Origin of the sequence: Streptomyces sp. NPDC002793, assembly GCF_040295485.1 — a bacterium.
In the GTDB taxonomy this organism is placed as follows: domain Bacteria; phylum Actinomycetota; class Actinomycetes; order Streptomycetales; family Streptomycetaceae; genus Streptomyces.
The window spans coordinates 179,629-192,431 of sequence record NZ_JBEOVL010000015.1; the positions used below are offsets into that span (position 1 = coordinate 179,629).

Genomic DNA, 12,803 nt, shown 5'->3' on the forward strand with positions numbered 1-12,803 from the left:
GCGTCAGGCGCGGGAGAGCCGGCCTTCGCCCCGGCGTCGTATCCGGGCTTCCTTGCGCCCCTGGGACCGGGCGGCGCGCCTGGCCGCCCGGCGCTCCCTGCGCATGCGGCGCGCCGTGCTGCTGGGTACGGACACCACGCCGTTGCGCTGGTTCCACACCTGCCGGGTCACCCAGACGTCCAGCACCGACCAGGTCGCCACCACCGTGCCCGCCACGCCGCTCAGCACCATCGGAAAGGCGAGCCAGGACTCGGCGAGCGTGCACAGGAAGGCCACCATGGCCTGAATGATGGTCAGCGACATGATGAGGACGGCGCGCACGGCGGCCGTCCGCACGGGATCCGGCATCCTCCGCCGTATCGCGGGTTCCTCCACCCACAGCTGTCGCGGAATCCGGGCACCGGCCGCAGACGCGCCGGTCATGGACATGCTGGCCGCCGGCGCATCACCGCGGCGCTCGTCCGTGTCCAAGGATCTTCAACTCCCCACCACTGTCCGACTCAAGGGTGGCTGCCCGGCTTACGCCCGTTCTACGCGGGATGAGCCGCTTGCCTGTCGCACGTACCCCCGTGAGGTTCTTCTGCCCCGTACGTCAGGACGAACGCGAGGTCGCGAAGATTCCCGCCAGGGGCCGCAACCGGCCCCGAAGCGGCACGGAACGAAGACTTCCAGCCAACTGCCCTGTGCGGATGAACCCCGTCCGACCAGGAGTTCTCTGTCGCTTTCGCGAACTTCTTCGCCAGGAATACCGGGACAACTGGTGAGTAACTCCAGGAAGTGCGGCCGGAAATCGTCCGGACACCTCTTCGAGTTACCGGTAGGTCAGTAGTAGGCTCGCGCCGTTTGTTGACGGAACACCGGCCCACGGCCGCTGGGACGGAGCAGGAACACCGCGACAACCAGAACGAACGGGCGGCCGGAAACGCCGGAAGCACGGACACACGGACGATCGGGCAGGCAGACACAACCAACCCCGCGGTGCGGGGCCGAGCTGGGGGAGGCCATGGGCTTTCGCGGGAAGTCCATCCGCAGGAAGATCGTGGCGTTGCTCCTGGTGCCGCTCGCCTCTCTCACCGGACTCTGGGTCTTCGCCACGTACGTCACCGGCCGCGAGGCCGGTGAGCTGATGGGCGCGAGCGCCATCGTGGCGCAGGTCGGCCACCCCCTGGAAGACACCGTCCGCGCCGTACAGGACGAACGCCGCCAGACCCTGGTCTTCCTCGCGGACCCCCGGGCCTCGGACGCCCTGCCCCTCCTCCGCAGTCGGCGCGCCGTGACCGACCGCGTCGTGGCCGACGTCAGGCGGAGCGCGAAGAGCCAGGACATCAGGGACAAGCTGAGCCCGGAGTCGGAGGCCCAGCTCGACTCGATCCTCAGCGAGGTCGACGGCCTGGACACGCTGCGCGGGTCCGTCGAGAAGCGCACCATCGACCGGACCAGGGCCCTCGCCTTCTACAACGGTCTCGTCGACCCCTGTTACCGCTTCCTGAACGGTCTCCACACGATGGAGAACGTATCGATGGACAAGCAGGTCAGGGCGCTGGTCGGCATCTCCCGGGCCCGCGAGATGCTCTCCCGCGAGGACGCGCTGGTCGCTTCGGGCCTCGTCGCGGGACGGCTGGGCGCCCCGGAACTCCGTGTCGTCTCCGACCTCGCCGCCAGCCGCACGCTCCTGTACGAGGTCAATCTCGAACTCCTGCCGTCGAGCGAGCGCGGGCGTATGGAGCAGTACTGGCGCAGCCCGGACACGGAGCCGCTGCGAACGGCCGAGCAGAGGCTCATCGCCGCAGGCCCGGTCACGGAGCCGGGCTCCGTCGACCCCGAGCGCTGGCAGGAAGTGGCGTCGCCGGTCCTGGAACAACTGGCCAACGACAGCACCGAGATGTCCAACCGCTTCCAGGACCGCGCCGAACCCGCCGGCTACCGGGTCCTGATCCTGGCCGGTGTCGCCGGTGTCCTGGGATTCGTCGCCCTGCTCGTGTCCGTCTTCGTCTCCGTACGCGTGGGACGCGAACTCATCCGCGACCTGTCCCGGCTGCGCAAGGACGCCCACGAGGTGTCCGGCGTACGGCTGCCCAGCGTGATGCGGCGCCTGGCCGCCGGCGAGCAGGTCGACGTGGAGACCGAAGCGCCCCACCTCGGTTACGAGCGCGACGAGATCGGCCAGGTCGGGCAGGCCCTCAACACCCTGCAGCGCGCCGCCGTCGAGGCCGCCGTCAAGCAGGCGGACATGCGCCGCGGCGTCTCCGAGGTCTTCGTCAACCTCGCACGCCGCAACCAGGTGCTCCTGCACCGTCAGCTGACACTCCTGGACACCATGGAGCGGCGCACCGAGAACAGCGACGAACTCGCCGACCTCTTCCGGCTCGACCACCTCACCACCCGCATGCGCCGCCACGCGGAAGGCCTCGTGATCCTGTCCGGGGCGGCACCGTCCCGGCAGTGGCGCAAGCCGATCCAGCTGATGGACGTGGTGCGGGCGGCGGTCGCGGAAGTGGAGGACTACGAGCGGATCGAGGTCCGGCGCCTGCCCCGCATCGGCGTCGGCGGCCCGGCCGTCGCCGACCTCACCCACCTGATCGCCGAACTGCTGGAGAACGCCACGGTGTTCTCGCCCCCGCACACCGCGGTCCAGGTGCACGGCGAGCGCGTGGCCAACGGCTTCACCCTCGAGATCCACGACCGCGGACTCGGCATGGCGCCGGAAATCCTCCTGGACGCCAACCTGAGGCTCGCCGAGACACCCGACTTCGAGCTGTCCGACACCGACCGGCTCGGTCTCTTCGTCGTCAGCCGGCTCGCCCAGCGGCAGAACGTCAGGGTGTCGCTCCAGACCTCGCCGTACGGAGGGACGACCGCGGTCGTCTTCATCCCGGCGCAGCTGCTCACCGACGCCCCCGACACCCACGGCACCGGCTTCCGCCTCGACCGCCGGGCCGAGAAGGCGATCGGCGGCGGCCGGCCGGGCGGCCAGGTGCCCGGCAGCGACAAGGCCCGCAGGGACGGAGTCGCGGACACGGGCATCAAGGGCAGGCCGTCCGGGCTCTCCCCGGTCCCCACCGGCCTCACCGACCCGTCCGTGCTCGACGGACCCGTCGAACTCGAAGGCCCGGTGGGCACACTGGGGTTCGCCGACGACCCGGCACTCGACCAGGAGCTCGATCCGGCCCTTGGCCCCGTCCTCGACGGCGTATCGGACCTCGAGGACACCGAGAGCGAGCGAGGCGGCATCTTCCGGGCCCGCGACCTGCGCAGGGAAGTGGACAGGGAGCAGCACCAGCAGGCCTTCGACGCCTCGGACGGCCCCACCGCGGATGTCAGGCCGATGCGCCCCGCCGGCCCCGTCCCGCTGCCGCGCCGCAAGCCGCCGACCCTCGTCGCCGACCGCGGCCGCCGGATCGGGGACGGGAGCCGCCCGCATCCCGGTCCAGCCGAAGGACCGGCCCCCCGCCCCGAAGCCGTCGCCCCTGAGCCCGGTACGGACACGGTGGGCGGCCTCCCGCGCAGGGTCCGGCAGGCTAACCTCGCCCCACAGCTCCGGGAGGACTCCGCAGGGCGGACTTCCGGCCACGTCCCCGTGGACACCGACGACGACCTCGAACGTGACGCGGACGAAGTACGCAATCGCATGGCCTCGCTGCAACGCGGCTGGCAACGCGGCCGTCGGCAGAACGCCGAGGACGCGACCGGCTCCGGCGAGACAGCACCAGGAACGACTCCGGGAGGGGACGGTCGATGACCGCACCGAACGCCGCAGCACACAACGCCGAACGCCAGGGCTCAGGCCAGCTCAACTGGCTCCTCGACGAACTGGTCGAGCGCGTCGCGAGCATCCGTAAGGCACTGGTCCTCTCCAGCGACGGCCTCGCCACCGGCACGTCCCAGGACCTGACCCGGGAGGACAGCGAGCACCTGGCGGCCGTCGCCTCGGGGTTCCACAGCCTCGCCAAGGGGGTGGGCCGCCACTTCGACGCCGGCCGGGTCCGTCAGACCGTGGTCGAGCTCGACGAGGCCTTCCTCTTCGTCACGGCGGCCGGCGACGGCAGCTGTCTCGCCGTCCTGGCCGACTCCGACTCGGACGTCGGCCAGGTGGCGTACGAGATGACCCTGATGGTCAAGCGCGTAGGGGCGCACCTGGCCAACGCCCCCCGGACCGACGGTCTGCCCGCCGGAGGGTGAGGTGAGGGGATGAGCGCGGACTCCGTCCGGGACACCGCGTCCGGAGCACCACCCGCTCCCGCCGGAGCGGGCTCCTCGCGCTGGTACGACGCCGAAGCGGGGCCGGTGGTACGGCCCTACGCGATGACCCGGGGGCGTACCAGCAGCGCGACCCGCCATCGTCTCGACCTGATCGCGATCGTCATCCCCGAACCGGCGGCGGACGATCCCGGCAGGGACCAGACGCTCTCCCCGGAACACGTGGAGATCGTCGAACTGTGCAGCGACATGCCCCAGTCGATCGCCGAACTCGCCTCCGGGCTGGACCTTCCCGTCGGGGTGGTCCGTGTCCTGGTCGGTGACCTCGTCGAGGACGAACTGGTGCACGTCACCCGTCCCGTTCCGCCGGCCGAGCTGCCGGACGAGAGCCTTCTCCGCGAGGTGATCAATGGCCTTCGGGCGCTCTAGCCGCAGAAAGCGGCACGTCGAACCCGTCACCCTCAAGATCCTGGTGGCGGGCGGCTTCGGCGTGGGCAAGACGACCCTGGTGGGCGCGGTCAGTGAGATCAGACCGCTGCGCACGGAGGAGAGGCTGAGCGAGGCGGGCCGGCCCGTCGACGACGTGGCGGGGGTGGAGGCCAAGCACACCACCACGGTCGCCATGGACTTCGGCCGGATCACCCTGCGGGAGGACCTGGTCCTCTATGTCTTCGGGACCCCCGGGCAGAACCGTTTCTGGTTCCTCTGGGACGAGCTGGCCCAGGGCGCCCTGGGCGCGGTGGTCCTCGCGGACACCCGGCGGCTGGAGGACTGCTTCGCGGCGGTCGACTACTTCGAGCGCCGGGCCATCCCCTTCACGGTCGCGGTCAACCTCTTCGACGGTGCCGAGCAGTTCCCGGCCGAGACGGTCAGGCAGGCACTCGACCTCGACCCCGATGTGCCGGTCGTTCTCTGCGACGCGCGGGACCGGGCGTCCGTGAGGGACGTGCTCGTCGCGGTCGTGGAACACGCCGTGGTCCACGCCGACCGGCTCCGGGAACCCGCAAGGACCTGACGGGCCCACGTGACGCGGCCCGTACCCCCGCCGACCGGGGTACGGACCGCGCGTACGGGTGCGGGGGGCAGCGGACGTGGAAGGAGTCTTCACCCCGGGTGACGGGGCGTCAACCCTGTGCGCACCACGAGGTCACGGGTTCTCCGCCAGCCACTCGGCCGCGGTCTCGGCCAGCTCGCCGTCCCGGCCGGCGAGCATCATCCTGATCATCCGCACATCGCCGCGCAGTGACCACGCGGGATGCCCGAACGTCGCCGGATCGTTCTTCTCGATGAGGTAGTGCGCGGGCCACGCGGTGCCGTATCCGATCAGGGGCAACGCCAGCGCGTAACGCCTGCGGCCGCGCGCCAGCCCGTACGCGGTGACCGCGAGGCCGGTCAGGGTCCCGGTCAGATGGACCCAACGGGTCGCCGCCCTGGAGTGCATGGCGACGTAGTAGGGCCAGAACTCTTCGTACGATTCGAACCTCTGCTGTGGCATGAGGGCACGGTAATGGGTCGGCCGGCAACCGGATACGGCAGTTCCGCGTCCCCGACAAGGAGAACGGGCGGCCGGAGCCCACGGGGGTGGTCCTGGTCGCCCGTTCTCCGCCCGTTTACCGCCGGGCCGTCAGTGCCCCGCGACGGAGCGCCTGGCCACCGGGAAGTCGAAGTACGTGTCAGGGAAGACTTCGGGCCTGTAGGTGTAGTGCCACCACTCCTCCGCCAGATTCACGAATCCCAGGCCGGCGAGCGTCGCCTTGAGGAACTGCCGGTTGGCGCGCTGTTCCCCCCGAACCCGGGGGTCGTCCGTGTGCGACAGGGTGTCGAAGCAGTCGTACCCCGTGCCCATGTCCACCGAGTTGTCAGGAAAGCGCTCGGCCTCCGGCGCGTAACACGCGGTCAGTTCCTCGCCCGGCTCGTACGGCCCGGTCGGCCGCGCCGGCAGCTTCACCAGGGTGAGATCCACCGTGCTGCCCCGGCTGTGCCCGGACTTCTCCGCGATGTAACCGTCCTCGAACAGCCGCGCCTTGCCCACCTCCGGATAGAACTCGTCCTTCATGGCCTGGTCGTCCAGGTCCTTCGCCCAGCGCACGAAGTGGTCCACGGCGCGCTGCGGCCGGTAGCAGTCGTACACCTTGAGCGAGTAGCCCTGGCGCAGCAGGCTCTGCTGGGCCGTGCGCAGCGCGCGGGCGACGGGACGGGTCAGGATGCAGACCGGCTGCCGGTAGCCGTCCACCGGCTCTCCCATGAAGTTGTGCGCGGTGGTGTAGCGCATCTCCGTGATGATCGTCGGATCGACGGAGCGGAGGTCGACGAACTCCGGCGGAGCCTTGGGTTCGGGCCTGGCGGCTGCCACCGGGGCGGATGCGGTCACGGCGAGCAGAGCGGCGCCCGCGGCGGCCAGGGCACGGAGAACATGAACGATTCCTGTCATGGGCACACCGTCTATCAGCTTCGGAGCCGCAGGAGAAGAGCGATCGGATACAGTCCGCCCGTGAAGGACTCCCACTGTGACAGCTGCGGGGCCCCGTACGCCGCGGACACCTGGCCCCGCACCTGCACGATCTGCGGCCACACCGCCTGGCGCAACCCGCTGCCGGTGGCCGTGGCCCTGCTGCCCGTCACCGGGCCGCACGGCACCGGCCTCGTCGTCATCACCCGTACCATCCCTCCGCACCGGGGTGGGATCGCGCTGCCCGGCGGATACATCGACCGGACCGAGGACTGGCGCCACGCCGTCGTGCGGGAACTGCGCGAGGAGACCGGTATCCGGGCCGACGAGACGGACGTGCGCCTCGCCGACGCGCTGAGCTCACCCGACGGCCACCTGCTGCTCTTCGGACTGCTCCCGCCACGCCCCGCCGCCGCGCTGCCGCCCTCCACCCCGACGGACGAGACCTCGGGGCACGACGTGATCCACACCCCGGACGAACTCGCCTTTCCGCTGCACACCCAGGCCGTCCGCTCCTGGTTCGCCGGCGCCTACCGCTGAGCCGGCAGCCCCCGTACACGGACCGGATACGGCACCAGACCCTCCGCACCGTCCCGTTCCACGACCACACGGCCGGCCCTCAGAGACGACGTGTAGCGCTCCACCTCGGCCCGCGCCCACCCGTCACCCACGTCGCGCACGACCAGCCCGCCCCCGGTGCACCCGGCGGACGGAGCCCACGCCTCCAGTTCGAGGCCGCCCTCCGGGCCCCGCACCGGGACCACCGCACCGGCCCGCGCCAGCACCGGAATCCGGGACAGCGGCGCCTCCACCACCACCTGGCCCGGCCCCTCGTACGCCTTCCCGGTCGCCGTGTCGTACCAACGCCCGGGTGGCAGCCGCACCGAACGGCGGTCCGCACCCTCGTCCAGCACCGGCGCGACCAGCAGCGCGTCACCCAGCAGGAACTCGTCCTCGCAATCCCGCAGCTCCCGGTTCCCCGAAGCGCCCCACCACACCGGTCGCACATATGGCGCACCGGTCAGCCGGGCCAGCTGCGCCAGCGTCACGAAGTACGGCAGCAGCCGCTCCCGCTCCTCCAGGGCCTCCCGGGCGTGCGCGAGCACCTCCGGCCCGAACTCCCACGGCTCCCTGCGCCCCGCGTCGATGGCCGCGTGCGTACGGAACAACGGCATGTACGCGCCCAGTTGGAACCAGCGCAGATACAGCTCCGATGACGGCGACCCGTCGAACCCGCCGACGTCGGGACCCGAATACGGCACCCCGCAGAGCCCGAGCCCCAGCACCAGGGACAACGACGCCCGCAGCCCCGGCCATCCTGTGGCCACGTCACCGGACCAGGTACCGCCGTACCGCTGCATCCCCGCCCAGCCCGCACGGGAGAAGAGGAACGGCCTCTCCTCGGGCCGCAGTCGGCGCAGCCCTTCGTACCCGGCCCTCGCCATCGCCAGCGCGTACACGTTGTGGGCCTCCCGATGGTCCCCGCCACGGCCCTCCAGGGAGTGCCGGGAGGAACGGGGCAGCGAAGGATCCCCGAAGGCCGAGAACGACACCGGCTCGTTCATGTCGTGCCACACACCGGCGAACCCCTGGCCGAGCCGCTCCTCGTACAGGCCGCCCCACCACTCCCGCACCAGCGGATCGGTGAAATCCGGATAGACGCAGGCACCCGGCCACACCTCGCCGAGCACCGGCACGCCCTGCGGATCCCGGACGAACGCCCCCTCGGCACCCACATCGAGGCCGCTGTCGAACACCGCGTTGCCCGCCGACGCCCGCACCGCGGGGTCGACGATGGACACCAGCCGGACGCCCTCCTCGCGCAACTCCTTCGCCAGCCCCGGCAGATCGGGGAACCGCTCCCGGTCGACCGTGAACACCTGGTGCGCGTCGAAGTGGTCGATGTCCAGATGCAGCACCGACAGGGGCAGACCCCGCTCCCGGTACCCCGCCACGATCCTCCGCACCTCCCGCTCGCTGCCGAACCCCCAGCGCGCGTGCTGCGGGCCCAGCGCCCAGGAGGGCGGCAGCGCGGGTGCCCCCGTCAGCGCGGTCCACCCCTGCAGCACCCTGGCCGGCGTACCCACGACGAACCAGCAGCGAAGCGGACCGCCGTCCATCCGGACCTCACAGGTGCCGGGCCTGTCATGACCCGAGCCCGCGCCCTCCTCGCCCTCCCGGAGCGTCACCACGCCCGACCAGGAGTTGTCGTGGAACGCCAGATGGGTCCCCGCGTCGGAGACCACCAGCTGCACCGGCATCGTCAGGTACAGCGGATCGTCCCCGGGTCCGAATCGCCCGCCCGGATCGGTGTTCCACAGCCGGTACGCGCCCTCGCGCAGCCTCGGTCCGCCGGCCCGCCCGCCCAGCCCGAAGAACCGCGCGTCGGCGGGGACCTCGGACCGCTGCACCCACCGCGCCTCGCCCCCGTCCACCGGTTCCCACCAGCGCGGCGGCAGCTCCCGGCGCAGCAGCACCCCACCCGGCGTCCGCAGCTCCACCGCACCGAGCCGCGACACGACGACCGTCAGCCGCTCCGACACGACCTGCCAGCCGCCGTTCGTGTCCGGTTCGAGGGACGCCCGCGGATCCGGCTCCGGCTCCGCCCCCGGCAGGGCGTAGGAGGGCAACGGCCCGGCGCCGTCCCAGGACCAGAACACCGCACCGCCCACCGCCACCCGGACCCGCAGCCGCGAGCGCGCGAACCGCACGACACCGCCGCCCGGTCCGGGCTCCGCACCGATCAGGAGGCCGGGCACACGTGCCCGCTCCGCTCCGCGCGGCTCCAGATCCCGCGCATCCGCACGCCGGTGCCGCCAGGCCGAGCGCACCGTACGCAATCCCTGTACGGAACCGACCATTTTCACCGAACGCACCAGGTCACGACCATCCATGCAGGCCACCCTGCCATCCGCCGAGACGGAAAAGTGTTCCGTTCAGCTTCCGTTCACCTGAGCCACACGACACAGCCGGACACGCGGCCACGACCGGGGAACCCTGGTGCGCGAGACGATCACATGGCATCGTCCGTGAAAGCCGTTCACGCGCACACCCCAGCCCGTGCCCGCGACGCACGCAGACCCCGCGTACACCCGAAAGGCCAGGGACCCTCCATGACCTCAGCAGCCGGCGAAGCCCCCCTCTGGCAGCCCGATCCCGAGCGGGTCGGGGCAGCGGCCGTCACCCGCTTCCAGCAATGGGCGGCCGGACGCCACGGAGCCCCCGCCGACGGCGGGTACGCGGCACTGCACCGCTGGTCGGTCGGCGAACTCGACAGCTTCTGGCGGGCCGTCGCCGAATGGTTCGACGTACGCTTCTCCACCCCGTACGAGGCCGTTCTCGGCGACCGCGCGATGCCCGGCGCCCAGTGGTTCCCCGGAGCCACCCTCAACTACGCCGAGCACGCCCTGCGTACGGCAGACGACCCCCTCCGCGCGGACACCCCGGCCCTGCTGTACGTCGACGAGACCCACACCCAGACCGCCGTCAGCTGGTCCGAACTCCGCCGTCAAACAAGCTCGCTGGCGGCGGAACTCCGAGCACTCGGAGTCACCCCGGGCGACCGGGTCAGCGGGTACCTCCCCAACATCCCGCAGGCGGTCGTCGCGTTCCTCGCCACCGCGGCGGTCGGCGGGATCTGGACCTCCTGCGCCCCCGACTTCGGCGCCCGCGGCGTCCTCGACCGTTTCCAGCAGATCGAACCCGTCGTCCTGTTCACCGTCGACGGCTACCGCTACGGCGGCAAGGAGCACGACCGCACCGGTACCGTGGCCGAACTCCGGAGCGAACTCCCCACCCTGCGCGCGGTCGTCCACATCCCACTCCTCGGCACGAAGGCGCCCGAGGGCGCCCTCGAATGGTCGGCCCTCACCGCCTCCGACACCGAACCGGTCTTCGAGCAGGTCCCCTTCGAGCATCCGCTGTGGGTGCTGTACTCCTCCGGCACGACCGGGCTTCCCAAGGCGATCGTCCAGTCCCAGGGCGGAATCCTCCTGGAACACCTCAAGCAGATCGGGCTGCACTGCGACCTCGGCCCCGACGACCGCTTCTTCTGGTACACCTCCACCGGCTGGATGATGTGGAACTTCCTCGTCTCCGGGCTCCTCACCGGCACCACCGTCGTGCTGTACGACGGCAGCCCCGGCCACCCGGACGTGAGCGCGCAGTGGCGGGTCGCGGAACAGACCGGCGCCACCCTCTTCGGCACCTCGGCGGCCTACGTCATGGCATGCCGGAAGGCGGGCGTCCACCCGGGCCGCGATCACGACCTCAGCCGTGTCCAGTGCGTCGCCACCACGGGATCCCCGCTCCCGCCGGACGGCTTCCGCTGGCTCCACGACGAGATCGCCGACGACCTGTGGATCGCCTCCGTCAGCGGCGGGACCGACGTCTGCAGCTGCTTCGCGGGCGCGGTCCCCACCCTGCCGGTCCACATCGGCGAGCTGCAGGCTGCCTGCCTCGGCACCGACCTCCAGTCCTGGGACCCCACGGGCCGGCCCCTCGTCGGCGAGGTCGGCGAGCTCGTCGTGACCGCGCCGATGCCGTCCATGCCGGTCCGCTTCTGGAACGACCCCGACGGCCGCCGCTACCACGACAGCTACTTCGACATGTACCCCGGCGTCTGGCGTCACGGGGACTGGATCACGCTCACCGACCGTGGCTCGGTCGTCATCCACGGCCGCTCCGACTCCACGCTCAACAGGCAGGGCGTACGGATGGGTTCCGCCGACATCTACGAGGCGGTAGAGCGGCTCCCCGAGATCCGTGAGTCCCTCGTCATCGGCCTCGAAGAGCCGGACGGTGGCTACTGGATGCCACTGTTCGTCCACCTCGCCGAAGGCGCCGCACTCGACGACGGACTCCGCGACAGCATCAAACGGACCATCCGCGAGAACCTCTCACCCCGCCATGTACCGGACGAGGTCATCGAGGTCCCCGGCATCCCGCACACCCTCACCGGCAAGCGCATCGAGGTTCCGGTCAAGCGACTCCTCCAGGGCGCAGCCCTTTCCGAGGCGGTCAATCCGGGCTCCGTCGACAACCTCGAACTGCTCCGCTTCTACGAGGACCTCGCCCGCGAGCGCCACTGATCCGACCTGCGGGCCATCCGTTGTCAGTCCCCCTGATTACGCTGAGTGAGCATCGATCGACAGTGCACAGGGGGATTCATGGCACACATCAGGCCGACCGGGCGAGGCCGGCAACGCTCCGGAACATCCATGCGACGCGCGCTGCGCCGCGAAGCACCCAGTACGGTCGGCCTGCTGGTCGACCCCGAGGACTTCGAGGCCATGCGGCACTACCGCAGCTTCGCCTTCGACGACCACGCGGTCTACCTGCAGCAGGTCGAAGGCCTGCTGCGGACGCTCGCCGCCCAGGGAATGCACACCACCGTCGCACTCTTCGACCCGGAGGACTACGCGGAGTTCTGCACCGAGTCCGGACTCGATCCCGACGAGCGCACGAGCCGCAGCCGGTTCACCGCTGAGATCGCCGCGGGCGGAGCCACGGTGGCCTATACCGGCCAGCCCATCGACACGCTGATCCCCCTGCTCGTCTCACGAGCCGTCCGCCGCGCGACATGGGAGTACGCCACCATGCTGCTGGCCGGCCTCGGCGACTGCGCGGACTGCGGGCAGGACATCGGCCGGGCCGCCTTCGACAGGGCCTCCCACCTGCTGACGCGCCTGCTGGACACGGCGGGACCCGGCACCCACCACGTCGTCTGCAGCACGCCCACGGAGCACGAACAGCTCCTCGCCGTCCTCCACACCGCACGTGACGTGGACGGCCCGGCCGGCTTCGCCTCGTCGGAAGGGGCGGAGTTCGCCACCGTGCTCGCCGTCGGGGTCGCGTTGGAGACCCAGGGAGGTGTCGTGCTGCGCACCACGACTCCCGGCGCCCCCGACCGGGTGCACGGCTGGCGCCTCCACCGGGGCAGCCTCCTTCCGCTCACCGCGGGTGAGGTCTTCAGCGCCTACTGCACCGACGCCGATACGGGAGAACCCGTGGCGCCGGAATCCGGCGTCGAGTACTGCGCGGGATTCGACCTCGGTGCCGACGAACCGGAGCCCCACCGCCTCGGTCCCGGCTGTGCCGGTCCTGGCCCGCCTGCCGGTGACGAACACGCCGAGCCGGGTCAGGTCCCCCCTGCTGG

Annotated in this window: 10 protein-coding genes and 1 pseudogene; 7 read left to right on the forward strand and 4 right to left on the reverse strand. The window is 71.2% G+C overall.

The genetic code is table 11. The features are described from left to right. Nucleotides 1-3 precede the first annotated feature (3 nt). Nucleotides 4-471, reverse strand: coding sequence for a hypothetical protein (locus tag ABT001_RS17635; RefSeq protein WP_502967477.1), 468 nt, complete (start codon nt 469-471; stop codon nt 4-6). A 532-nt stretch (nt 472-1,003) separates the two neighbouring features. On the opposite strand from ABT001_RS17635, the gene ABT001_RS17640 reads away from it, so the two are divergent. The 4 genes from ABT001_RS17640 to ABT001_RS17655 are packed head-to-tail and all read left to right on the forward strand — an operon-like array spanning nt 1,004 to nt 5,212. Next, complete coding sequence (locus ABT001_RS17640) at nt 1,004-3,739, forward strand: sensor histidine kinase (protein ID WP_351277967.1); 2,736 nt, start codon at nt 1,004-1,006, stop codon at nt 3,737-3,739. Further along, nucleotides 3,736-4,179, forward strand: a complete 444-nt coding sequence (locus tag ABT001_RS17645) for a roadblock/LC7 domain-containing protein (protein ID WP_351277969.1) — start codon at nt 3,736-3,738, stop codon at nt 4,177-4,179. The genes ABT001_RS17640 and ABT001_RS17645 overlap by 4 nt, the downstream gene beginning before the upstream one ends. 9 nt (nt 4,180-4,188) lie before the next feature. Beyond that, the gene (locus ABT001_RS17650) at nt 4,189-4,626 is read left to right on the forward strand and encodes a DUF742 domain-containing protein (RefSeq protein WP_351277972.1); all 438 of its coding nucleotides are present in this window, start codon (nt 4,189-4,191) and stop codon (nt 4,624-4,626) included. After that, complete coding sequence (locus tag ABT001_RS17655; RefSeq protein WP_351277975.1) at nt 4,607-5,212, forward strand: GTP-binding protein; 606 nt, start codon at nt 4,607-4,609, stop codon at nt 5,210-5,212. The genes ABT001_RS17650 and ABT001_RS17655 overlap by 20 nt, the downstream gene beginning before the upstream one ends. 132 nt (nt 5,213-5,344) lie before the next feature. On the opposite strand, the gene ABT001_RS17660 is transcribed toward ABT001_RS17655, so the two are convergent. Then, nucleotides 5,345-5,692, reverse strand: a complete 348-nt coding sequence (locus tag ABT001_RS17660) for an Mpo1-like protein (RefSeq protein WP_351277978.1) — start codon at nt 5,690-5,692, stop codon at nt 5,345-5,347. 129 nt (nt 5,693-5,821) lie between these two features. Next, nucleotides 5,822-6,628, reverse strand: coding sequence for a M15 family metallopeptidase (locus ABT001_RS17665; RefSeq protein ID WP_351277981.1), 807 nt, complete (start codon nt 6,626-6,628; stop codon nt 5,822-5,824). On the opposite strand from ABT001_RS17665, the gene ABT001_RS17670 reads away from it, so the two are divergent. Next, nucleotides 6,611-7,186 carry an NUDIX domain-containing protein gene (locus ABT001_RS17670; RefSeq protein ID WP_351277984.1) on the forward strand — a complete coding sequence of 192 codons (576 nt, stop codon included), beginning with the start codon at nt 6,611-6,613 and terminating at the stop codon, nt 7,184-7,186. The two genes, ABT001_RS17665 and ABT001_RS17670, sit on opposite strands and share 18 nt — an antisense overlap. Here the strand turns inward: ABT001_RS17670 and ABT001_RS17675 are convergent. Beyond that, nucleotides 7,177-9,540 carry a glycoside hydrolase family 31 protein gene (locus tag ABT001_RS17675; protein WP_351277987.1) on the reverse strand — a complete coding sequence of 788 codons (2,364 nt, stop codon included), beginning with the start codon at nt 9,538-9,540 and terminating at the stop codon, nt 7,177-7,179. The two genes, ABT001_RS17670 and ABT001_RS17675, sit on opposite strands and share 10 nt — an antisense overlap. Before the next feature lie 219 nt (nt 9,541-9,759). On the opposite strand from ABT001_RS17675, the gene ABT001_RS17680 reads away from it, so the two are divergent. Then, on the forward strand, nt 9,760-11,736 hold the full coding sequence (locus ABT001_RS17680) for an acetoacetate--CoA ligase (protein WP_351277990.1): 1,977 nt from the start codon (nt 9,760-9,762) through the stop codon (nt 11,734-11,736). Nucleotides 11,737-11,814: 78 nt separating this feature from the next. After that, nucleotides 11,815-12,723 (forward strand): annotated as a pseudogene (locus ABT001_RS17685) (DUF8829 domain-containing protein); the annotation flags it as partial. Between the last annotated feature and the right edge of the window lie 80 nt (nt 12,724-12,803).

Excerpts from the sequence above, each read along its gene's own strand:
- ABT001_RS17640 (WP_351277967.1), top strand. The coding sequence starts at position 1,004 with ATGGGCTTTCGCGGGAAGTCCATCCGCAGGAAGATCGTGGCGTTGCTC.
- ABT001_RS17645 (WP_351277969.1), top strand. The coding sequence starts at position 3,736 with ATGACCGCACCGAACGCCGCAGCACACAACGCCGAACGCCAGGGCTCA.
- ABT001_RS17650 (WP_351277972.1), top strand. The coding sequence starts at position 4,189 with ATGAGCGCGGACTCCGTCCGGGACACCGCGTCCGGAGCACCACCCGCT.
- ABT001_RS17655 (WP_351277975.1), top strand. The coding sequence starts at position 4,607 with ATGGCCTTCGGGCGCTCTAGCCGCAGAAAGCGGCACGTCGAACCCGTC.
- ABT001_RS17660 (WP_351277978.1), bottom strand. The coding sequence starts at position 5,692 with ATGCCACAGCAGAGGTTCGAATCGTACGAAGAGTTCTGGCCCTACTAC.
- ABT001_RS17670 (WP_351277984.1), top strand. The coding sequence starts at position 6,611 with ATGAACGATTCCTGTCATGGGCACACCGTCTATCAGCTTCGGAGCCGC.
- ABT001_RS17665 (WP_351277981.1), bottom strand. The coding sequence starts at position 6,628 with ATGACAGGAATCGTTCATGTTCTCCGTGCCCTGGCCGCCGCGGGCGCC.
- ABT001_RS17675 (WP_351277987.1), bottom strand. The coding sequence starts at position 9,540 with ATGGATGGTCGTGACCTGGTGCGTTCGGTGAAAATGGTCGGTTCCGTA.
- ABT001_RS17680 (WP_351277990.1), top strand. The coding sequence starts at position 9,760 with ATGACCTCAGCAGCCGGCGAAGCCCCCCTCTGGCAGCCCGATCCCGAG.